Consider the following 19,870-nt stretch of genomic DNA (forward strand, 5'->3'; position numbering starts at 1 on the left):
AGGCAAGTCAGAATGACATATTGCGTAGGGATGCGTCTGAACCACGGGCTGGTTTTCATGTCCGACACCCGCACCAATGCCGGGGTGGACAACTTCGCCTCGACCCGCAAGATGTTCACTTGGAGCATCCCGGGCGAACGCTCGATCACCATCATGACCGCTGGAAATCTGGCCACCACCCAGGCGATGATCAGCCTTCTGCAAGAACGCTCGGAAGCCGCCGAAGATCGCGACCCCGGCATCCTGAACCAGCCGACGATGTTTCAGGTGGCTCGCCTTGTTGGCGCGACGTTGAAAGAGGTGATTTCCTACAGCACCCCGGTCGGCCCCACATCCGATGATCAGTTCAGCGCCTCGGCCATCGTGGGTGGTCAGATCAAGGGGGGCCAACCGACCATTTTCCTGATCTATCCCGAAGGCAATTTTATCGAGGTGACCGACGACACGCCCTTCTTCCAGATCGGCGAGGCGAAATATGGCAAACCCATTCTGGTGCGGGCCTTTGCGCCGACCTTGAGTTTCAAAGAGGCGCTGCGCCTGCTTTTGGTGTCGTTCAATTCAACCGTGAAATCCAACCTCTCGGTCGGCCTGCCCTTTGATGTGCAGGTCTATGAGAATGACAGCTTGCACAGTGACCGTACACTGCGGATCGAGGCGGATGATCCGGTTTATCAATCGATTGCGTCGGGCTGGGGCGATGCGCTGAGACTGGCGCTGGAACAGCTACCGGACTACGATATCTAAGCGGCTCAGATCACCGCCTTTTCCACCATCGGCGTGCCGCTTGCGATGCGGTCAAAATGAAACGGGCTGAGGTCAAGGCTGCGATACGTCCCATGCACCAGCATCTCGGCCAAACCGCGCCCCATTGCCGGGGATTGCTGTAACCCGTGACCTGAGAACCCGTTGATGAAGTAAAAGTTTTCGACCACAGGATGCGGGCCTAAAATCGCGTTCTGGTCCAAAGTGTTATAAGCGTAATGCCCGGTCCATTCTGATTGCACCTTGATCGCCTCGAATTGGGGAATACGCGTCGCCAGAACCGGCCAGATATGGTTTTCCCAAAGGGAGAAATCCATCGTGAAATCATCATAGGCCGCTGCCGGATCAATATCGGAATGCCCCCCGGCCTGATAGGTGCCACCTCCATTTTCGCGCACATGCACACCCGAGGGATCAATGGTCAGCGGCAGGTCACGATCCAGCGGCTTGTCGGCCTTGAATATCCACGAATACCGCTTGCGCGGCTCCACCGGCATCTCGATCCCCACCATCCGTGCTGTTTGTGCGGCCCGTGGCCCCGAGGCATTCACCAGCTTGTCACAAGCAATCACCTCACCCGTTGCCAGCGTCACGCTGCGCACAGCCGTACCCGCCGCGTTCAGAGACATGGCGACCACCTCGTTGTGTATGTACTCCACCCCTCGTTCACGCGCCTGCCGCCGCCACCAGTCACAAACCGTGTTGCCGTCGAAATACCCCTCGTTCACGCGATTGATCGCTCCCAAAACAATGTCATCGACATTGTAGAAGGGGTAATCGCGCTTGATATCCTCGGGCATCATCAACTGGGTTGCGGCCCCGGTGGCATTCTGCACCTTCACATTCTGTCGCAGCACATCGGCAAAGGCATCGGTATCGACCAGATACATGTAACCGAAACTGCGGATCGACAGCTCGGGGATACGCTCATCCCCACCCATATACTCGCGGATATTGGTGACAAAATCGGCCGCAAACTGCGAAATCCGCACATTTAAGGCTTCGGAAAACTGCTGACGCATGCAACTGTTGGTGTGGGTGGTCGAGGCGAACTCGAAACTGGGGTCACGCTCCACCACCAAAACGCGCCCGTCAAAGTCGGGATCGTCCGACAAGAACCACGCCGTCGATGATCCCATGATCGCACCGCCGATGATCACAATGTCATAGCTGGATTGCCGGGGCGTCTTGTGCATCAGATGTCTCCTGTCGCGGGTCGGGTCTGCTCTACCCTTCGCATCCCTTGGCACGAGAAAACAAGCCTTGTGACATCACGCGTTGCACCGGTGGCTCAAGCCTCCTACGGTCCGCCGGAAAGCAAATTCGGAGCGCCCATGCGCATGTCTTTGATATCCTCGGCCCTGGTGGCGGCGATGGTGGGCTACGGCGCATCCGTTGCCATCGTGCTGGCCGCGGCACAGGCCGTGGGGGCCAGCCCGGTCGAGGCCGCGTCATGGCTGGCCGCTGTGTCGATTGCCAAAGGGTTGGGCATGACATTTCTGAGTTTCACAACCCGCATGCCTGTGGTGCTGGCCTGGTCCACGCCGGGTGCGGCCCTGATCGCCACGACGGTGGGGATCACCATGCCCGACGCGGTCGGAGCCTTCCTTTTGACAGCCCTGTTGTTGATCATCACGGCGCTTTTGCCGCCGGTCCGCAAGGCGGTCAGCGCCATTCCTGACGGGGTGGCCGGCGCCATGCTGGCCGGTGTGTTGTTACCCTTTTGCATGGCCGCCGCCGCTTATGCAGGCACAGATCCGGTCTTTGCGTTGCCGATCATTGCGGCCTTCTTTCTGATGCGCCTGATCAACCCGTTGATGGCGGCAATTGCCGCGCTTGCCCTTGGTCTGGCGCTTGGCTTCACGCTGACTAACGCCACCCTGCCAGCGCCCGATATCCCGTTGAACCCGTTTGTCTTCATCCCGCCGGAATTCAACACAGCCGTGCTGATCGGGCTTGGCATCCCGCTCTATCTGGTCACCATGGCCTCGCAAAACCTGCCGGGCTTTGCCGTGATGCGCGCGCACGGCTATGAACCGCCCGTGCCGCAGGCCTTGGGGGTCACCGGTATCGGATCGGGACTGTCGGCACTGTTCGGCGCGCATACCCATTGCATGGCCGCCATCACCGCGGCGCTATGCATGGGCGACGATGTGCATCCTGACCGCGATCAGCGCTGGAAAGTGGGCGTGGTGCAGGGGGTGATCTGGGTGGGTCTGGGGTTTCTGGGCCCGTTCATCACCCAAGTGATCCTGGCGCTGCCGGTGTCGATCATCGGCACGGTAGCTGGCCTCGCCCTGATCTCGCCCTTCCTCGGCGCGGTGCAGACCGCCTTCACCCCCGAGGCGACCCGCTTTGCCGCCGCCGTCACCTTGATCACCACTGCCTCAGGTGTTGTAATCTTTGGCATCGGCGCGGCGTTCTGGGGCCTTGTCGCCGGGATCGCGGTGGCCCTTTCAGATCGCAGGTCAAGATGACAGATAAATAAATGGTAAAGCCCCACCGGGTCACGAAACCCGATGGGGCAAAAACACTATGCCATATGGCGCGATGAGACAGGTTTAAAACTCAATCTGTTCCAACGCAGTATCGACGTAACCTTCGACCATGGCATTGTAGAAGTCATCTTTTGTGGCAGGCAGCAAAACCCAACCCTCAGGCAACACGATGTCGGGTGTCGTCGCGCTTACCCCGACGGCAAAGCTCTGCAGAATACGTCCGGGCTCAGAATCCGCCTTGGCGTTGGTACCAGCGTTCAGCGATTCCATCACAACGACGGTACCCTCCAGCTGATTGAATTCGCCGTCATCGGCCAGGATGGTTTCGCCGTTCACGGCAACCTTGTTGATTTCAACGCGGATGCTCGGCGCATCTGACAGGTCATCAATGGCGACTTTCTCGGAAATCTCTTGCGCGATATCGGCCTCCAGAGTGGGCCAGTAATCAAGCGCGCTGCTGTTTTCGTAGGCGCTCAGATCGGTTTTGACCTCGATATCGGACAGTTCCATGTTTGCAGCTACAACAGCCGTGGACGACAGGGCCAGGGCAGAGCACAAAGCAAGAGTCTTAATCGGTTTCATAACGGTCTCCTTCTGTTTTTCCTGATGCCGCGGCCAGAGCGGGCACGAGGGCCCTTGGATAAAAGCAAATCCAACCGCAGCGTCTGGGAGAAGAACTTGGGGCCGCCCACAAGGTTCCGAAAAAAATGCGATTTATGCGCGCCGATTGAGAAAGAAGCGGTGACTTTTGATTTTAAATCAAAGCCTTATTATCAACCCCGACGCCGCCGCCGTCTGCCGCCAGCCTGATCACCCTCGCCCTTGGTGTTGAAACTTGGCTGAGGCAGGTTGACCACCTGACTAAGCTCGGGGAAGGGATCGGTCTTGTGCGGGATCGCGTTGGCGGCGACGAAATGCTCCTGAAATTTCGGCTCGATCGCGGTTTCGACCTTGGTGATCTGGCCCACGACCCGCTCGATCTCGGCGCGCGCAGCCACGTTACACAGCGCAATCCGCGCGCCGGTACCTGCGGCATTGCCCGCGCTGGTCACCTTGTCCAGTGGCACATCCGGGATCATGCCCAACACCATCGCGTGCAGGGACGAGATATGGGCTCCAAAGGCCCCCGCCAGCACGACACGGTCCACCTTGTCCACACCGCGTTCGTCCATCAACAGGCGCGCGCCGGCATAAAGCGCCGATTTGGCCAGTTGGATGGCGCGAATGTCGCCTTGGGTCACGGTGATCTTCGGGCCGCCCTCGGCAGTGCCATCATGCACCAGATAGGCGTGGGTGCGCCCTTCGGGAATGTTGCGCGGGGTGCCGGTTTGCCCGGCCGACCCGATCAGCCCAGACTCGTCCATCAGGCCAGCGATGCGCAGTTCCGCCACGGCTTCGATAATGCCCGACCCACAAATGCCAGTAATCCCGGTTGTCGCGGTTTCCTCCCAGAAGCCCTCTTCATCCGACCATTTCTCGCAACCAATCACGCGGAAACGAGGTTCCTTGGTTTCGGGGTCAATCCGGATGGCTTCGATGGCACCGGGAGCGGCGCGCTGACCGGATGAGATCTGTGCGCCTTCAAAGGCGGGGCCGGTGGGAGAAGAACAAGCCAGCACCCGGTTCTTGTCGCCCAGCAGGATTTCAGCATTGGTGCCCACATCGACGATCAGGGCGAGGTCTTCGGACTTGCCCGGCTCTTCCGACAGCGCGACGGCCGCGGCGTCCGCCCCCACATGACCCGCAATGCAGGGCAACACATAGACCCGCGCGCGCGGGTTGATCGCATCCATGCCCAGCGCACTGGCATCCAGTGTCAGGCTGCCCGACGTGGCCAAGGCAAAGGGTGCCTGGCCAAGTTCAACCGGATCAATGCCCAGCAGTAAATGGTGCATCACCGGATTGCAGACAAACACAGTCTCGACGATCAGGCTGGGATCAATCTCGGCCTCGGTCGCAATTTCGCCAGCCAGCACATTGATCGCATCACGCACCGAGGCGGTCATTTCCTTGTCCCCACCGGGGTTCATCATCGAATAACTGACCCGGCTCATCAGGTCTTCACCAAAGCGGATTTGCGGGTTCATGATGCCCGAACTGGCCTTGACTTCACCCGTTTCCAGATCGGTCAGGTGGGCCGCGACCGTGGTCGAACCAAGGTCAATCGCCAGTCCATAGAGCCCGCCCTCATGCAGGCCCGGCCAGATGTCCAGAACACGCGCCACATCTTCGTCATGGCTTTTGTTCAGCGCCACTGTGACCTGAAATTTGCCCTTGCGCAGAACCGGTTGCAGCTTGGTCAGCAGGGTCAGGTCAGCGCGAATCTCGGGGATTTCCCATTGCTCGCGCAAAGCCCGCTCCAGCCGTTCCAGATCGCCGGTAGGTTCGTGCATATCGGCCTCGTCCACCTCAACGAAGTAGAGCCGCGTGGCCGGGTCCATCTCAATCACCCGGGCCGAGGCCGCCTTGCGAACGACCTGTTTATGCACCTGGCTTTCTGGGGGGACGTCGATCACCACATCGCCCATCACCTGCGCCTGACAGCCCAGACGACGGCCCGGTTTCAAGCCGCGCTTTTCGTCATAACGCGCCTCGACCTTGTTCCATTCCGACAGCGCTCCGTCCTGCACAGTCACACCGTGTTTGGCAAATTCACCATACCCCGGAGTGATCTGGCATTTCGAGCAAATACCACGCCCACCGCAGACCGAATCCAGGTCAACGCCCAGCTGTCGCGCAGCTGTCAGAACAGGCGTGCCCACCGGAAAATGCCCGCGTTTGCCCGAAGGCGTGAAGACAACAAGAGGATCAGTGTCGGGCATCTTCGATTCCTATCAGCCGTGTTTCGCCGGAACATAAGCTATCGCGACGGATGAAACAGCCTGCAACCGTCAGAAAATGTCGGCCTAGCGTCATCCATCGCATTGCCCCGCGCCGCCAATCCGCCTATCACCGCGCAAGACTGAGGGAGACGGATAATGGCGAACGCGGCCATCCTACCCAACCACATGAAACTGGGCTTGCGTCCTGCGCGGCTGGCACTGGATGATCTGATCTGGCCAATGGGCCAGCCATCAGAGTTGCGCGGCGGACAACTGGGCGATCTTAGCCGCGAGGATCACCTGATCTGTTTCCCGCGCTCCACGCTGCATATGCGCCCCAGCTTCGGTACGCGCGCGCAGGTTTCCATCATGGTACTGGAACCCGGGGCCATCCATGCCCGCCATCTGACACGGTTGCGAAGCAGTTATCGCCGCTTCCACCGCGTGCTGACTGCCAATAGGACCCTTTTGGATGCAATCCCCAACGGAATCTTCTTTCCATTTGGCGGCACATGGGTGGAAAACTGGCGTGACCTAAAAATCGAAAAGTCGCAAATGTGCTCACTCATTGCCTCGGCCAAACGCTCGGAAACCGGCCATGTGCTGCGGCATGAAATGGCTGACTGGATCGCAACCGAGGGACACGCGATTGACGTGATGGGTGGGGGTTATGCGCCTTTCAAGCGCAAATCGGACGGTCTGGCCCCCTATCGCTATTCGCTGGTGATCGAGAACGTTCAGGAACCGAATTACTTTACCGAAAAACTGGTGGATGCGATCCTCTGTCAGTGCGTGCCGATCTATTGGGGTTGTCCCAACATTGCCAACTTTATCGACCCTGCCGCGATGATCATTACGAACTCTATCCAAGAAATGCAGGACGCAGTGCGTAACATGTCTAAGGCAGATTATGCCGCCCGACTGCCCACCCTGCTGTCTCAACAAGAGAAGGCAGCACATTGGGGTGATGTTTACACCCGTGCGGCCTGGGCAGTTTTGGACCCCGCTTCGGGCCAAATGCCATAGCGCGTTGCCATAAGCGTAGCGCATCGTTGATTTGCCGCGGCCCGGTTGTGCCCCTCCGTGACCTGATCTTGCAGCCCATAAGCGTCGTCATAGGCAGGCGTGATGGCACTTCTTGCCAATGGCGCTTCACGAATGCCGATGCCCTTGGCAGCCAAATGCGCAGAGAGCCAGATATCATCGACAGATCGCGCTACTGGATCAGATGGGGGCTGTGCATCCGCAAGCCAATCCGGATCGACCAGCACTCCGGCAAAGCCCTGCGCGATATCGCAAAACCCGTCGGCACTGGGCGAAACACGACACAAACGATCCACATCAAAGCCCTGGCCGGTCACGGCCTCTCCGTTTTGCTGAGACTTCAACAGATGCGCCGCCCATCCAGGAGCCATCAGCCAGTCGTCGTCGCAATAGATCAGCGTGTCGAACCGCCCCTTCAGGTGCTGTGCCGCCACGATCGCTTTTGAGCCTGGCCCATGATCCGTGTTGCTCTCCAAAATGCTCACACACTTGGGCAGCGCGGGCAGGTCGAAGGCTCCGGGAAAGCGCTCATATTGTTTGGGAACAGAAAGGAAAACCTCCGATGGCGCAGGCCGTTGCTTGAGAAGCGCATCCAACACTGGCCACAGTCGGTCGAAGCGTGGCGGAATCGAGGTGAGAGAGATCGCATAGGGCACCATTCGCAATCCACCTTAACCAGAATATCCAGAACTGACTCACAAAACGACAAAGCGGGCCACCCGGAAGGCAGCCCGCGATGTTGGCCCCATCATAGCGGGTCTAGTTTTCTTTCGGTGTCGGGTTAGCCCCACCAAACCGACGGCGCAGGTTTTGCATCAACGGTTTGTAGGCCTTTGGTGTGAACGCATAGGTGATCTGGCTGCGCAGCGTTGGTTGCATATCGTCATGCACACCCAGCGGGCCATCGCATGGGCCCGGCAGATAATATGTACCAAAAGCCTGATCAAAAACGCAGAAGAACTCGCCGAAGTTTTTGTCAAAGGCCTTTTCTTCTGCCGAATGATGCCAGCGATGCATCGCGGGCGACACCAGGAATTTACCGAACCAACCATAGGTCCACGGCACATCCGCGTGAATAAAATAGCCATAAAGACCACGCATCATTCCGTTGAACAGGATGGCGTAGACCGGAAAGCCCATCAGCAGCATGGCACCAATCCCAATTCCACGCATGGTTAACAGGTTAATCGGGTGCCAGCGTGCCGAAGTCAGCCAAGTCACTTCGGTGTCTGAATGATGCACGGCATGGGCCGGCCAGAACAACTTGGTATGATCCAGGCGATGACGCCAGTAATGAAAGAAATCTCCTAAGAACACTGCCAGGAACAGAACCACCACCATCGGCACACCGTCCCAGAACTCAGGCGTAATCAGGAAAAGGTTGTTACCTGTCAGAAACCCATGAATAGCGGTCACGTAGATGGCCACAAAGGGCGAAGAGAATAGGATGTTGAAGGCTTGGATCTTTATATTCAAAATCGTTTCCGGCAACGCGCGCAGAAAATCGTTAATGCTGTCGCGACCTTTGACGATATAGGCCAGACATATAAAGAACAGCGTCGGCACCATCATCACTTTGAGTGCGCCGTAAAGATTCAGCGCGCTCTCGATAAGTAGGTTTGAAATCCAATCCATTATCTTGTCCCTCTTTCGCGGTCTGCACCAGCCGATACGATTGTTTCGTTAGTGGTGACATTGTTTTGGGGCCGAAATAGGGCTGGGATCAGGTGAATTGCAGCAAAAAGGGCCCGAAGCGTTAAGCTTCGGACCCTCTTACTTTTAGCATTGATGTGGAATTTGATCAGCCAGCGATCAAACCCATCTGCTCAAGCTTAAGGATCACCTGATGGGCGCAGTTGTCCACTTCGACATTCTCGGTTTCAACGCGCAACTCAGGGGCCTCGGGAACATCGTAAGGGTCTGAAATCCCAGTGAATTCCTTGATCTTGCCTTCCCGCGCCAGCTTGTACAACCCTTTGCGGTCGCGGCGTTCACATTCCTCGATGCTGGTCGCCACATGCACTTCGATAAAGGCTCCGAACGCTTCGATATCCTCGCGCACGGCCCGCCGGGTGGTGGCATAAGGCGCAATCGGCGCACAAATAGCGATGCCACCATTCTTGGTGATCTCTGAAGCCACATAGCCGATCCGGCGGATGTTCAAATCGCGGTGTTCTTTACTGAACCCAAGTTCCGAAGACAGGTTCTTGCGCACGATATCCCCGTCCAGCAAAGTCACCGGACGGCCACCCATCTCCATCAGCTTGACCATCAGGGCGTTGGCAATGGTTGACTTTCCCGAGCCAGAGAAGCCAGTGAAAAACACGGTGAACCCCTGGTTTGACCGTGGCGGGCGCGTCCTGCGCAGCTCGGTCACAACCTCGGGGAAGCTGAACCATTCGGGAATTTCCAGGCCTTCCTGCAAACGACGGCGCAATTCGGTACCGCTGATGTTCAGGATGGTGACATTGTCCTTGTCCTTGATCTCGTCATTCGGCTCGTATTGCGCACGTTCCTGCACATAGACCATGTGTTTGAAATCGACCATTTCACAGCCGATTTCCGATTGGTATTCGCGGAACAGATCCTGCGCATCATAGGGTCCGTAGAAATCTTCACCTGCCGAGTTCTTACCCGGACCGGCGTGATCGCGGCCGACGATGAAATGCGTGCAGCCATGATTGGCGCGGATCAACCCGTGCCACACCGCCTCGCGCGGGCCTGCCATGCGCATCGCTAGGTTCAGGAGGCTCATCGTTGTGGTCGAGCCCGGATATTTGTCCAGCACCGCCTCGTAGCAGCGCACGCGTGTGAAGTGATCGACATCGCCCGGTTTGGTCATGCCGACGACCGGATGGATCAAAAGGTTGGCCTGTGCTTCGCGGGCGGCACGGAAGGTCAGCTCTTGGTGCGCGCGGTGCAGCGGGTTACGGGTCTGGAAGGCCACAACCTTGCGCCAGCCCAGCTTGCGGAAATAGGCGCGCAACTCGTTCGGGGTGTCGCGACGACCGCGGAAATCATAATGCACCGGTTGCTGAATGCCTGTGACCGGGCCGCCCAGATAGACCTCGCCCGCCGTGTTGTGCAGATAGTTCACTGCCGGATGCGCATCGTCATCCGCCCCAAACACCTTTTTGGCCTCATTGGCTTTGTTGGGCGTCCAGCGATCCGTCACGGTCATGGTGGCAAGGATCACCCCTTCCTGATCGCGCAGGGCAATGTCCTGTCCCAGTTCCAGCCCTTCGGCAAATTCGGCGCTGACATCCAGCGTGACGGGCATCGGCCACAGCGTGCCATCGGCCAGACGCATGTTGTCCACAACGCCGTTATAGTCCTCTTCGCTCAGGAACCCTTTCAACGGGTTGAATCCGCCATTCATCAGCAGTTCCAGATCGCAAATCTGGCGCGGAGTCAGATCGTGGCTGACCAGATCGGCGGCTTCCACCTTCAGCTTTTGCGCGCTGTCATACGAGACATAGAGTTCGGGGATGGGGGCAAGATTATTCTGCACGAGTTTGGTCCTGTGTTTGAGCGGCTCAAGTCCGCTGGTGGTTCCTGTAAGTTCTGCATGAAGCGCGTCATATTCGGCAAATTTACGCGCGAGGAATTGATCGGTAAGCCGGTTCTTTTCAGCCGCACCCTTGGTGGTGATTGCATAGGCAAACCGTTGGCGTTTGTCGGGTCCGGCGCGGTCGCTGATCTTGACCAACCCCGACTCGGTCGCGCGGCGTAAAAGCGCATTCAGGCGACCCAGCGAAATCCCGATAGCAGTCGCTGTTGCACGTTGAGACGCCTCCGGCGCCAGATCTAACTGGCGCAACAAGCGGAAAAGCTGATCCTGCTCATCAAGATTCGGTTTTGCTTCCGGTGCAATCATCACTGGCGACTCAAAGTGTGTTCACTCGTGAACAAATGTCATGTCTCGCACGGTCTGAAAAGCCCCAAACGGCCAAGATCTCAAACCGTTGCACGCAGGTCACGTCAGAAATTAGGCCACTCCAGGCAATGTCGGTAACGCGGACGAAGCGGACGTTCGGACCAGCCGCGCGATGGCCAGACCGCGGGATGGCGATCCAACGTTTATTTGACACGCTTTATGCCTGCCAAATCCGCAAAAGATCAAAACGATGCGCCTTACTCACCAAATCGCCAGCCCTTGCGGGCGGTCGGGCTGTCGCGCGGCGGCCTGCGGCCTTGATACCGCGCGGTGGGATGACCGCAAAGGGCTCAAAGCCGCCCTTGGGCAACTGCGGTTTCAGCCTTCTTGCTCAGCCAAAAACTTCTCGGCATCCAGCGCCGCCATACAACCCATTCCGGCGCTGGTGACCGCCTGGCGATACGTATGATCGGTGAGATCACCCGCAGCAAAAAGGCCCGGGATCGAGGTTCGGGTACTGCCTGCCTCGACCTGCACATATTCACCGTGATGCATCTCGACCTTGCCTTTCACCAACTCGTTGGCAGGCGCATGGCCGATAGCAATAAAGACGCCCTTGCAGGGAACTTCTTGTGTCTCGCCGGTCTTGGAATGCTTCACCCGCACGCCGGTAACGCCCTTGGGATTGTCATCGCCTAGCACCTCGTCCAACTCGTGGAACCACAGCGGCTCGATCTTGGGGTGCTTCAGAAGCCGGTTCTGCAAAATCTTCTCGGCGCGCAACTCGTCCCGGCGGTGGATCAGGGTGACTTTCGATGCAAAATTGGTCAGGAACAGCGCCTCTTCCACGGCCGTGTTGCCGCCGCCCACCACAACGATCTCTTCGCCGCGATAAAAGAAGCCATCACAGGTGGCACAGGCGCTGACACCAAAGCCTTTGAACGCTTCTTCCGATGGCAAACCCAGCCATTTGGCGCGCGCGCCGGTGGCAAGGATCACCGCATCGGCGGTATAGACCGTTCCGCTGTCGCCCTTGGCGACGAACAGGCGGCTGTCGGTGTCCAGTTCGGAGATAATATCACCAATGATCTCACAGCCCATCGCCTTGGCGTGCGCCTCCATCCGCACCATCAGGTCAGGGCCCTGCACCTCGGTATCGCCGGGCCAGTTTTCGACCTCTGTGGTCGTGGTCAACTGGCCGCCCGGCTCGATCCCCTGCACCAGAATGGGGCTTAGCATCGCCCGGCTGGCATAGATGCCCGCAGTATATCCAGCGGGGCCTGATCCAATGATCAGCACTTTGGTGTGGCGGGTTTCGGCCATGGTGCGGTGTCCTTTGTCAGCAGCAATCCGGGACACATATATCTGCGCATCCCGGGGCTTGAAACCCCCGCAATCCGGCATTGCACGCACAACATGCAGCTTTTTGGTGATGAAACGATGTTGCGCTGTAACGAAATATTATTGCGCACGTTCAGCCATTGGTATAACAATCGCGAAATCACAGCCGCTTCCCACGGAGAGTCCCATGGCCACGTCCCGTTTGGACGAGATTGATCGCAAGATACTGGCCGAATTACAGGCCGATGGCCGCATGACCAATGTCGAGTTGGCCAAGCGTGTGGGCATCTCCGCACCGCCCTGCCTGCGTCGTGTGCGAACGCTTGAGGATGCAGGCTATATCCGCGGATATCATGCCGATGTCGATCCCCGCGAGTTGGGGTTCGAGGTGCAAGTCTTTGCCATGGTCGGGCTGCAAAGCCAGGCCGAGGTTGACCTGTCGGCCTTCGAGGCGCTGTGCGACAGCTGGCCACTGGTCCGCGAATGTCACATGCTGAATGGCGAAGTGGATTTCATTCTCAAATGCGTCGCGCCCGATCTGTCGACATTCCAGACCTTCCTGACCGAGCAACTAACCGCCGCTGACAACGTGATCAGCGTCAAGACCTCGCTGGTGATCCGCGGTGCGAAGGATGATCCCGGCGTGCCCTTCGACGTGCTTGAAGAGCGGCTGAGCCAGCTGGCTTAAGCCAGTTCCAGTCCTGCCGGCGACACCAAGGGTTCACGCAGATATGTCATGGCGCCGAAATCCTCGGGGCGGGTGATATGCGGGAACATCGACAGGAACAGTGACAACATGTTCTGCCCCATGTTGCGTTCGAACCCGATGCCGGGGTGAAAGCTTTCCATTTCCAGCCCGTTGACCAGAACCGTTGCGTGTTTGCGCAGGCACAGATGGTACACCATCACCGGGCTGGGCGGGACAATGTCAATGACCTGCACACCATCTGACAGGTGGCGCACCGGCACCAGCATATCAGGTCCATCACCTACGCCCTTACGCAAAATCCGCGCGCCCGGGCCGGCCATCAAATCACGCTCGGGGCGGGTAAAGCCGAAGGCATTCGACATGATCCGGGTCATCCGCGCATCATGGGCCGATGTCTCGGTGGCCTGCGGGACCAAACGCATCGCGCCGATCCACTGTATCGGCTGACTGCCGTGTTCACGGGTGATCAGCTTCATCCCAGGTTCCAGGTCTTCGACCGCAATCGGACCACGCGTGGTGGTGACCAGGCTGCCATGCGCGAAGGCAGAGTAAGCTGCCTCGAATGCCGGAACCGCCGGACCGATGTGATCACCGCGCCGAATCGAGCCATCTGATCGCTGATGAATAACTTCGAACTTGCGCATGACCAATGGCATACGCTCGCCACCGGATTTGCGGAACGGCCGTTGCTCGCGCGTCTGAAATGAAGAACGGACAGTTGGCAGGTCATCAAGACCCAGTTGGGAGCGAAGAACAGACATCGTGCGTCACCTTTTACGGATCGTCACAACCGCGTCGGCCCCCACCGACAACGACAGAAGGACTGTCATGAGCGTAATTGCTGATCAATACCTGCAGATTGCCCGGGATTTGGTCAAGAACTTATTGTCATTGTTCCATGGCCCGATGCAATGCGCCCCAATACCGCTACATTGTACCACGCCACGAAACCAACCTGACACAATTGCGCCCCATTTCCCGAATCAAAATGGGTCACTCCGGTGTGGAGTGACCCATATGAACTGATACTTTGGAAGTACTGATACTAGGCGGTAGGGGGGGCGACCGCCTTAGGCGCTTTTGCGCATGACCGGGGCTTGTTGCCGGTTGATGCGGCGATTACCGCGTTGAAACGGAAGGACCACTGTCTCGGACTTGCTGGCCTCGATTACCGATGTCATCCAACGCTTTTTCATGTCTCGTTCCTCGTCTTTTATTATCTGCCCGATAGCTCGGACCTGTGTTGCTCTGACACTTAATATGACCCGTCTTTCGGGCATTGTTTTGACAGGGAAGAATGAATTTGAAGTTTATTCCCACTTTGTTTAGCCCGATTTGGGCAATGACTGTATTCGCGCCAAATTGGCTAAAAATAAGTGTATTGAGCAAGGTTTTGCGAACAAAGCCGGTGAAATTCACCCGATTGTTTCCTTAATTGAGGCAATCGCGTGGCAAGTTCGGCCCAAAACCTGCCGCGATTCAGGGACGAATGACCGAAATCAGCCGCCCATAATCAGCTTCACCCGCATGGGTCGCCCGACGGTAGGAAAAGAACCGTTCAGGATCGCCGTAAGTGCAATGGCGCGTCCAAATCGCATCCTCGACACCTGCCCGCCGCAACCGGTGCAGCCCGAAACCCGGCAGGTCAAAAAGATATCGATCTCCGCTGCCATTTACAAAGAACCGGCTGTTATCCGGATCATCCGCCATGAAATCATCCAGAAACTCCGGGCCGACCTCGTAATTGGCCTGGCTGATCGAGGGGCCGATCACGGCGCTGATCTGTGCACGCTTGGCTCCCAAGGCCTCCATTGCATCCAATGTCGCCTCAAGCACCCCGTCGCGTGCGCCCCGCCATCCGGCATGGGCGGCGCCCACGACGCCTGCCTCGGCATCGGCAAACAAAACCGGCTGGCAGTCGGCCGTCAGAATCGCCAGCGCCACACCCGGGGTCGATGTGACCATGGCATCCGCCTTAGGGCGTTCGGTAAGTGGCCCATCAACCACAACAACATCAGGCGAATGTACCTGATGTACGGTGATCAAATGCGCCGGCGGCACCTCCATCGCACCAGCCACACGAGCGCGGTTGATCGAAACCACTTCGGCCTGGTCGCTGGATCCGGCGCCACAATTCAACCCGCCGAACACACCCGAAGAGGCCCCGCCCTTGCGGGTGAAAAACCCGTGCCGAAACGGCATCAGGCTGTCAGAGGTCAGAATTTCCAGTGTCATGGCAGCGCGCTCAGGCCTCCAAACCCGGGGGTGGGTGCCCTCCTTCGGGATAAAGGCCAAGCACCTTGAACAGCGTCCCCATTTCACCCGGGTGGGTCAAGCGGTGATGTGCCGCGATGTGTTGATCCAGCGCATCACCTTGCAGATGTTCGGCCAAAGCCTGTGCCCGCGCCGTAATCCCCAAACGCTCCAGAAACACACCCTGCGGGGTCAATCGGCTATAGGCCGAGGGGGTGGCCAGAGCCAGTGCCTCGAAATCCACATGTGCGGTCAGATCGGCCTGACCGGGCTCGGCCAGAGGATCGGTGCTTTGATGGCCCTGCACCGCCTGAAACGTATCGCCCTGTGCACGCCAATCGCCGTAATCCACGATAAGCGCCGCGCCGCCATGCGTTTTGATACGCGCGCCAAGCGCCTCGGCCACCATCGTTGCCACCGGGCTGAATTCGACAACATCGCCGTCTTTCGTATCCTCCAGCCGATGCTCCAATATCGGCAGCGGCATGGGCCCACTCAAACCGAAGCTGAGCGTGTCGTCCTTCACTCCGATCAATCGTTCGCGCCACTTCGGCCCATCACGCACCACCTGCCGGATGGGCAACGCATCGAAAAACTCGTTCGCCACCAGAAACAGTGGCAGATCAGGCAAGCTTTCGACCGTGTCATGCCAGGCCACTTCAGTGCCTCTCAGAGTCGCCTCCTGCACATCACGCAAATGCGGCGAGACCTCGACCAGATGCACCTGCGCCGCCGCGTGGAACTCTGGCACGGTTTTCGTCGCGCGCAGCATATCGGCCATCAATGTGCCGCGGCCTGGCCCCAACTCGGCCAGGGCAAACGGTGACGGCGCCCCCTGATCGAGCCAGCTTTGTGCGAGAGACAGGCCCAACAGTTCGCCAAACATCTGGCTGATCTCGGGGGCTGTGGTAAAATCTCCGGCTGCGCCCAACGGATCGCGGGTTGCGTAATAGCCATGTTCAGGATGCATCAGGCAGATGCCCATGTATTCCGCCAGAGTCATTGGGCCACCGGTCACGATCCGCGCCGTCAGATCATCCTTGAGGTTCATGCAGCCCTCTGCGCGCGCAGTACAAAGAACAGTCCCAACGCAATCATCGGCAGAGACAGGATTTGCCCCATGGTCAGCCCCCAGTCGCCGAGTTGCAGCGCATAACCCAGCGGATTGCCCGGACCGGTGAATTGCGAATCCGGCTGGCGCACGAATTCGACAGCAAACCGGGCCAGCCCATAGCCGGTTAAAAACACGCCCATGATCCGCCCTGGCGCTTTGAGTGAGTCGCGGCGATACACCATGACCAGCAGAACAATCCCCAACACCAACCCTTCCAGCGTCGCCTGATAGAGTTGTGACGGATGCCGCGCCACCTCGGCCCCGGTGTAGAACCACTCGCCCAGCACCTCGCAGCCCTGATAGGCCGCGTCACGACACATGGTGGGGAATTTCACAGCCCATGGCACGTCCGTCGCCCGCCCCCACAGCTCGGCATTGATGAAATTTGCAATCCGGCCAAGGAACAGCCCGGCAGGCACCGCCAAGGCCAGTGAATCACCCATGGACAGTTTGGAAATGCCGTCGCGCCGGGCAAAGATCCAGGCGGCAATGATCACGCCCAGAAGGCCACCGTGAAAGGCCATCCCACCATCCCAGACCCGCAATATGGCCATCGGATCCTGCAGATAGCGGCTGGGATTATAGAACAGCACAAAGCCCAGACGCCCGCCGACGATGATCCCGATGATGATCCAGGTCAGCAGATCCTCGACCTGCTTTTCGTTCATCGGGCTTTGGTTGTCTGGCCACAGCGCAGGGCGGCGCACCGCCGCCACGATCAACCGCCAGCCAATGAGAATGCCGACGATGTAAGCCAATGCGTACCAGCGCAGAGCAAACTCCATGCCAAAAAGCGGTATCGAGAAAATCTCGGGCGAAATCTCGGGGAAGGGGATCAGGGCCTGCATATGCGTCTCTCTGCCTCTGCTCTACGGGCAAAGTCAACCTTGAGACCGCCCGCATTCCACCCCATATAAGGAGGAACTGGCGAAACCGGAGACCCCTATGCAAACCCGTAACAAAGTTCTCGACGATATCTCGCAGCTGATGACCAATGCGATGGGCGTGGCACAGGGTGCCAAGACCGAGGCCGAAACCGCGATGAGTTCAATGATCGACCGCTGGTTGGCGGATCGCGATTTTGTGACGCGCGAAGAATTCGACGCCGTGCGCGCCATGGCCCAGAAGGCCCGCGAAGAGAACGAGGCGCTCAAGGCCCGGCTGGATGCGCTGGAAGCCAAAGGCAGCTAAGCGGCTTACTCGTCGGGCGTGAACTTCAGGATGTCGCCCGGCTGACACTCCAGATACTCGCAGATCGCGTTCAGTGTCGAAAACCGAACGCCCTTGATCTTGCCGGATTTGATCAGCGACAGGTTGGTTTCAGACAGCCCGATGGCCGCAGCCAATTCGCGCGAAGAGGTCTTGCGCCGCACCAACATCAGATCAAGCGTGACTTCGATGGCCATGGTCCGCCCTCCTTACAGGAAATGCTGCACTTCATCTTCGGCCGCCCAGGCGCGCTGCATGGTGCGCCCGATCGCCAGAACGGCGGTGCCGATGATGAAGAACAGAATATCCAGATCCAGAGGATCCCAGCCAAAATCGAACCCCTCTGTGTTGTTCAGATGAAGCACGATCAGGTGCTGCACGGCCCCCGACAGCACATTGTAGCCCAGCCAGAACCCAATCAACCCCAGCCCAAGCCGCTTTAGGTTTTGCGCCAATTGACGAAAATCCTGGTCAGGACCTCCGCTGAGAATGCGCCACACACCAATGTAAGCCACCCCCAGGCTAGCCAGGGCCGCGGCACTGATCACAAGCCCGGCAACCAGCGCCCAAGCCGGTGGAGAGCCGGGCTGTATGGGAAAATCGTAGAACTCCCAGATATCATTGTGCCATCCAAGAAGCTGCCCAAGCCAAATTCCGCCGATGGCCAGAATGTAATAGCTCAGGCTCAATATCATCGCAGCTTTTGCAAATAAATTCAGCACGTTACCGGACTCCACTTGCCAGTTTGTCTTTAGTGATTTCATTAAAAGATATAGCCTTTTTCATTAATTATTTTACCTGAAACATAAAACTATTGTTGAATAAATTAAATATGCACCCTAATTGCCACACCACCCGAGACTGGGAACGATATTTGAAAAAGGAACCAAGATGTATTCTGTTGCTAAAATCGCCGGCGTTTCGATGCTGGGTCTCTTTGCCGCTGGCTGTTCGAACACCCCTTACGAACCCATCGTGGACGGCCCGCGCGGCGCGACCTATCAAAACGATCTTGCGCAATGCCGAACTCTGTCCACTCAAAAGCCAAAAACCCATGAAGGCGCGACAGCGGGCGCGGTGATTGGCGGGCTTGCCGGAGCGGAGGACGATGTCGAGGGCGTTGTTGCCGGGGCCGTGATCGGCGGACTGATTGGATCGGCAGCGGACAAATCCGAGTTGACGGATGAGCGCGATGTCATCGTCTTCAACTGTATGCGCGGCCGGGGCCACAATGTTGTGGGGTGATCCAGACAGGGCACAGCGTGACCTGCACATGGTCGCGCTGGCGCTTTTGATTGTCCTTGGCTACCTGGCCTGAGCCATCCGTGCCGAGATCACCCTGAGTGCAGCGCCACATACAGTCAAAACCTCGGATCACACGTCTTTCTAAACAGGATCGGCCGGCCATCGTTCGGGCAGTTCTGGCCATGGATCAGGGAATTGCCAATTCAACAGACAAAGCCGCTAAGTATCGTTATCAGGGGCAAGCCATCCACAAGTTATTGCGGTTATCCACAATAAATAGCTTTACAGGTTCTCCGAATAGCCCCACCATATCTAGTATGGGCGGTGGGACTAGCCCCCGTTCCTAGAGCAGGCACCTAGTGTTTGGGGCCGGGCAAGGCCCCCGCGCTATAGCAAAAAAGAGGTGGCGGCATGGCATTGTCCGAGCAGTTTTATCAAGAAGACCTTCATCCCATTGATATCGTTGAACATCTGGCCGAGCATCACGAGTGGGATTTTGATCGTATCGCCGATGATCAAATCGCCATGGCGGTCGAGGGGCAGTGGCGCACCTATTCCATCACCCTGGCTTGGTCCGGCTATGACGAGACCCTGCGCATGGTCTGTACCTTTGAAATGGAACCCCCCGAGGATAAATTGCCCGCGCTCTATCACATCCTCAACGATGTGAACGATCAATGCTGGGCGGGGGCCTTCACCTATTGGAAAGAACAGCGGCTGATGGTTTACCGCTATGGTCTGGTCATGACCGGCGGTCAGGGCGCAAGCCCCGAACAGATCGACACACTGATCAACGCCGCCGTGATGAGCGCCGAGCGGTACTACCCGGCCTTCCAACTGGTAGTCTGGGGAGATCGCACTCCGCAGGATGCCTTGCAAGTGGCCATCGCAGAAGCTTACGGGCGCGCATAACCAACCGGGTTTGATCCAAGGGAATGCCTTCGGCATACAGGTTTTGATTGGGGTCCGCCCCTAGCCCCGGGATGTTTTTGACAC

The 19,870-nt window shown here is 58.0% G+C and carries 21 protein-coding genes; 7 read left to right on the forward strand and 14 right to left on the reverse strand.

Annotated features, from left to right (window positions below; genetic code table 11):
* Positions 1-12: 12 nt before the first annotated feature.
* Entirely contained in the window at positions 13-744 is a 732-nt protein-coding gene (locus V6N02_RS06105; protein ID WP_371224630.1) for a proteasome-type protease, read from the forward strand.
* A gap of 5 nt (positions 745-749) precedes the next feature.
* Here V6N02_RS06105 and V6N02_RS06110 read toward each other — a convergent pair whose 3' ends face one another.
* Complete coding sequence (locus V6N02_RS06110) at positions 750-1,958, reverse strand: NAD(P)/FAD-dependent oxidoreductase (RefSeq protein ID WP_371224631.1); 1,209 nt, start codon at positions 1,956-1,958, stop codon at positions 750-752.
* Positions 1,959-2,102: 144 nt separating this feature from the next.
* On the opposite strand from V6N02_RS06110, the gene V6N02_RS06115 reads away from it, so the two are divergent.
* Positions 2,103-3,239: a benzoate/H(+) symporter BenE family transporter gene (locus V6N02_RS06115; protein ID WP_371224632.1), complete on the forward strand. Its 1,137-nt coding sequence runs from the start codon at positions 2,103-2,105 to the stop codon at positions 3,237-3,239.
* 84 nt (positions 3,240-3,323) lie between these two features.
* On the opposite strand, the gene V6N02_RS06120 is transcribed toward V6N02_RS06115, so the two are convergent.
* On the reverse strand, positions 3,324-3,842 hold the full coding sequence (locus V6N02_RS06120; RefSeq protein WP_371224633.1) for a hypothetical protein: 519 nt from the start codon (positions 3,840-3,842) through the stop codon (positions 3,324-3,326).
* A gap of 191 nt (positions 3,843-4,033) precedes the next feature.
* Entirely contained in the window at positions 4,034-6,082 is a 2,049-nt protein-coding gene (locus V6N02_RS06125; protein ID WP_371224634.1) for an ASKHA domain-containing protein, read from the reverse strand.
* A 156-nt stretch (positions 6,083-6,238) separates the two neighbouring features.
* On the opposite strand from V6N02_RS06125, the gene V6N02_RS06130 reads away from it, so the two are divergent.
* Positions 6,239-7,108: a glycosyltransferase family 10 domain-containing protein gene (locus tag V6N02_RS06130; protein ID WP_371224635.1), complete on the forward strand. Its 870-nt coding sequence runs from the start codon at positions 6,239-6,241 to the stop codon at positions 7,106-7,108.
* Here the strand turns inward: V6N02_RS06130 and V6N02_RS06135 are convergent.
* The 4 genes from V6N02_RS06135 to trxB form a co-directional block, all read right to left on the reverse strand.
* Positions 7,054-7,785, reverse strand: a complete 732-nt coding sequence (locus V6N02_RS06135) for a hypothetical protein (RefSeq protein ID WP_371224636.1) — start codon at positions 7,783-7,785, stop codon at positions 7,054-7,056. The two genes, V6N02_RS06130 and V6N02_RS06135, sit on opposite strands and share 55 nt — an antisense overlap.
* Positions 7,786-7,885: 100 nt before the next feature.
* Positions 7,886-8,761, reverse strand: a complete 876-nt coding sequence (locus V6N02_RS06140; RefSeq protein WP_371224637.1) for a sterol desaturase family protein — start codon at positions 8,759-8,761, stop codon at positions 7,886-7,888.
* A gap of 166 nt (positions 8,762-8,927) precedes the next feature.
* Positions 8,928-11,003: a bifunctional sulfate adenylyltransferase/adenylylsulfate kinase gene (locus V6N02_RS06145; RefSeq protein ID WP_371224638.1), complete on the reverse strand. Its 2,076-nt coding sequence runs from the start codon at positions 11,001-11,003 to the stop codon at positions 8,928-8,930.
* 378 nt (positions 11,004-11,381) lie between these two features.
* The gene (trxB, locus tag V6N02_RS06150) at positions 11,382-12,326 is read right to left on the reverse strand and encodes a thioredoxin-disulfide reductase (RefSeq protein WP_371224639.1); all 945 of its coding nucleotides are present in this window, start codon (positions 12,324-12,326) and stop codon (positions 11,382-11,384) included.
* 205 nt (positions 12,327-12,531) lie between these two features.
* Here trxB and V6N02_RS06155 point away from each other — a divergent pair, with 205 nt between their 5' ends.
* On the forward strand, positions 12,532-13,032 hold the full coding sequence (locus V6N02_RS06155) for an Lrp/AsnC family transcriptional regulator (RefSeq protein ID WP_371224640.1): 501 nt from the start codon (positions 12,532-12,534) through the stop codon (positions 13,030-13,032).
* Here V6N02_RS06155 and V6N02_RS06160 read toward each other — a convergent pair.
* The 5 genes from V6N02_RS06160 to lgt all read right to left on the reverse strand — a co-directional run bounded on the left by V6N02_RS06160 (position 13,029) and on the right by lgt (position 17,268).
* Positions 13,029-13,814 carry a Hint domain-containing protein gene (locus V6N02_RS06160; RefSeq protein ID WP_371224641.1) on the reverse strand — a complete coding sequence of 262 codons (786 nt, stop codon included), beginning with the start codon at positions 13,812-13,814 and terminating at the stop codon, positions 13,029-13,031. The genes V6N02_RS06155 and V6N02_RS06160 overlap by 4 nt on opposite strands.
* 309 nt (positions 13,815-14,123) lie before the next feature.
* A complete protein-coding gene (locus V6N02_RS06165; protein WP_371224642.1) occupies positions 14,124-14,249 on the reverse strand; it encodes a hypothetical protein in 126 nt (41 codons plus the stop codon).
* Between the two features lie 283 nt (positions 14,250-14,532).
* On the reverse strand, positions 14,533-15,288 hold the full coding sequence (gene pgeF / locus V6N02_RS06170; protein WP_371224643.1) for a peptidoglycan editing factor PgeF: 756 nt from the start codon (positions 15,286-15,288) through the stop codon (positions 14,533-14,535).
* A gap of 10 nt (positions 15,289-15,298) precedes the next feature.
* Entirely contained in the window at positions 15,299-16,357 is a 1,059-nt protein-coding gene (locus V6N02_RS06175) for a class I SAM-dependent methyltransferase (protein WP_371224644.1), read from the reverse strand.
* A complete protein-coding gene (lgt, locus tag V6N02_RS06180; protein ID WP_371224645.1) occupies positions 16,354-17,268 on the reverse strand; it encodes a prolipoprotein diacylglyceryl transferase in 915 nt (304 codons plus the stop codon). The genes V6N02_RS06175 and lgt overlap by 4 nt, the downstream gene beginning before the upstream one ends.
* 97 nt (positions 17,269-17,365) lie before the next feature.
* Between lgt and V6N02_RS06185 the strand changes: the two genes are divergently transcribed.
* Positions 17,366-17,611: an accessory factor UbiK family protein gene (locus V6N02_RS06185; protein ID WP_371224646.1), complete on the forward strand. Its 246-nt coding sequence runs from the start codon at positions 17,366-17,368 to the stop codon at positions 17,609-17,611.
* 5 nt (positions 17,612-17,616) lie between these two features.
* On the opposite strand, the gene V6N02_RS06190 is transcribed toward V6N02_RS06185, so the two are convergent.
* Together V6N02_RS06190 and V6N02_RS06195 are read right to left on the reverse strand one after the other, a co-directional pair.
* A complete protein-coding gene (locus tag V6N02_RS06190; protein WP_371224647.1) occupies positions 17,617-17,826 on the reverse strand; it encodes a helix-turn-helix domain-containing protein in 210 nt (69 codons plus the stop codon).
* Between the two features lie 12 nt (positions 17,827-17,838).
* Positions 17,839-18,324, reverse strand: coding sequence for a hypothetical protein (locus V6N02_RS06195; protein ID WP_371224648.1), 486 nt, complete (start codon positions 18,322-18,324; stop codon positions 17,839-17,841).
* 196 nt (positions 18,325-18,520) lie between these two features.
* On the opposite strand from V6N02_RS06195, the gene V6N02_RS06200 reads away from it, so the two are divergent.
* The gene (locus V6N02_RS06200; RefSeq protein ID WP_371224649.1) at positions 18,521-18,874 is read left to right on the forward strand and encodes a glycine zipper family protein; all 354 of its coding nucleotides are present in this window, start codon (positions 18,521-18,523) and stop codon (positions 18,872-18,874) included.
* Between the two features lie 411 nt (positions 18,875-19,285).
* Positions 19,286-19,786, forward strand: coding sequence for a type III secretion system chaperone family protein (locus tag V6N02_RS06205; RefSeq protein WP_371224650.1), 501 nt, complete (start codon positions 19,286-19,288; stop codon positions 19,784-19,786).
* Positions 19,787-19,870: the final 84 nt, after the last annotated feature.

Origin of the sequence: Roseovarius conchicola (genome assembly GCF_041403425.1) — a bacterium.
GTDB lineage: Bacteria > Pseudomonadota > Alphaproteobacteria > Rhodobacterales > Rhodobacteraceae > Roseovarius > Roseovarius conchicola.

What these genes read in the sequence shown, in the direction of transcription:
- V6N02_RS06120 (WP_371224633.1), bottom strand. Translation starts at nt 3,842, where the DNA reads ATGAAACCGATTAAGACTCTTGCTTTGTGCTCTGCCCTGGCCCTGTCG.
- V6N02_RS06155 (WP_371224640.1), top strand. Translation starts at nt 12,532, where the DNA reads ATGGCCACGTCCCGTTTGGACGAGATTGATCGCAAGATACTGGCCGAA.
- V6N02_RS06185 (WP_371224646.1), top strand. Translation starts at nt 17,366, where the DNA reads ATGCAAACCCGTAACAAAGTTCTCGACGATATCTCGCAGCTGATGACC.
- V6N02_RS06140 (WP_371224637.1), bottom strand. Translation starts at nt 8,761, where the DNA reads ATGGATTGGATTTCAAACCTACTTATCGAGAGCGCGCTGAATCTTTAC.
- V6N02_RS06115 (WP_371224632.1), top strand. Translation starts at nt 2,103, where the DNA reads ATGTCTTTGATATCCTCGGCCCTGGTGGCGGCGATGGTGGGCTACGGC.
- lgt (WP_371224645.1), bottom strand. Translation starts at nt 17,268, where the DNA reads ATGCAGGCCCTGATCCCCTTCCCCGAGATTTCGCCCGAGATTTTCTCG.
- V6N02_RS06200 (WP_371224649.1), top strand. Translation starts at nt 18,521, where the DNA reads ATGTATTCTGTTGCTAAAATCGCCGGCGTTTCGATGCTGGGTCTCTTT.
- V6N02_RS06110 (WP_371224631.1), bottom strand. Translation starts at nt 1,958, where the DNA reads ATGCACAAGACGCCCCGGCAATCCAGCTATGACATTGTGATCATCGGC.
- V6N02_RS06165 (WP_371224642.1), bottom strand. Translation starts at nt 14,249, where the DNA reads ATGAAAAAGCGTTGGATGACATCGGTAATCGAGGCCAGCAAGTCCGAG.
- pgeF (WP_371224643.1), bottom strand. Translation starts at nt 15,288, where the DNA reads ATGACACTGGAAATTCTGACCTCTGACAGCCTGATGCCGTTTCGGCAC.
- V6N02_RS06135 (WP_371224636.1), bottom strand. Translation starts at nt 7,785, where the DNA reads ATGGTGCCCTATGCGATCTCTCTCACCTCGATTCCGCCACGCTTCGAC.
- V6N02_RS06160 (WP_371224641.1), bottom strand. Translation starts at nt 13,814, where the DNA reads ATGTCTGTTCTTCGCTCCCAACTGGGTCTTGATGACCTGCCAACTGTC.
- V6N02_RS06190 (WP_371224647.1), bottom strand. Translation starts at nt 17,826, where the DNA reads ATGGCCATCGAAGTCACGCTTGATCTGATGTTGGTGCGGCGCAAGACC.
- V6N02_RS06175 (WP_371224644.1), bottom strand. Translation starts at nt 16,357, where the DNA reads ATGAACCTCAAGGATGATCTGACGGCGCGGATCGTGACCGGTGGCCCA.
- V6N02_RS06105 (WP_371224630.1), top strand. Translation starts at nt 13, where the DNA reads ATGACATATTGCGTAGGGATGCGTCTGAACCACGGGCTGGTTTTCATG.
- V6N02_RS06125 (WP_371224634.1), bottom strand. Translation starts at nt 6,082, where the DNA reads ATGCCCGACACTGATCCTCTTGTTGTCTTCACGCCTTCGGGCAAACGC.
- V6N02_RS06145 (WP_371224638.1), bottom strand. Translation starts at nt 11,003, where the DNA reads ATGATTGCACCGGAAGCAAAACCGAATCTTGATGAGCAGGATCAGCTT.
- V6N02_RS06130 (WP_371224635.1), top strand. Translation starts at nt 6,239, where the DNA reads ATGGCGAACGCGGCCATCCTACCCAACCACATGAAACTGGGCTTGCGT.
- V6N02_RS06205 (WP_371224650.1), top strand. Translation starts at nt 19,286, where the DNA reads ATGGCATTGTCCGAGCAGTTTTATCAAGAAGACCTTCATCCCATTGAT.
- trxB (WP_371224639.1), bottom strand. Translation starts at nt 12,326, where the DNA reads ATGGCCGAAACCCGCCACACCAAAGTGCTGATCATTGGATCAGGCCCC.
- V6N02_RS06195 (WP_371224648.1), bottom strand. Translation starts at nt 18,324, where the DNA reads ATGATATTGAGCCTGAGCTATTACATTCTGGCCATCGGCGGAATTTGG.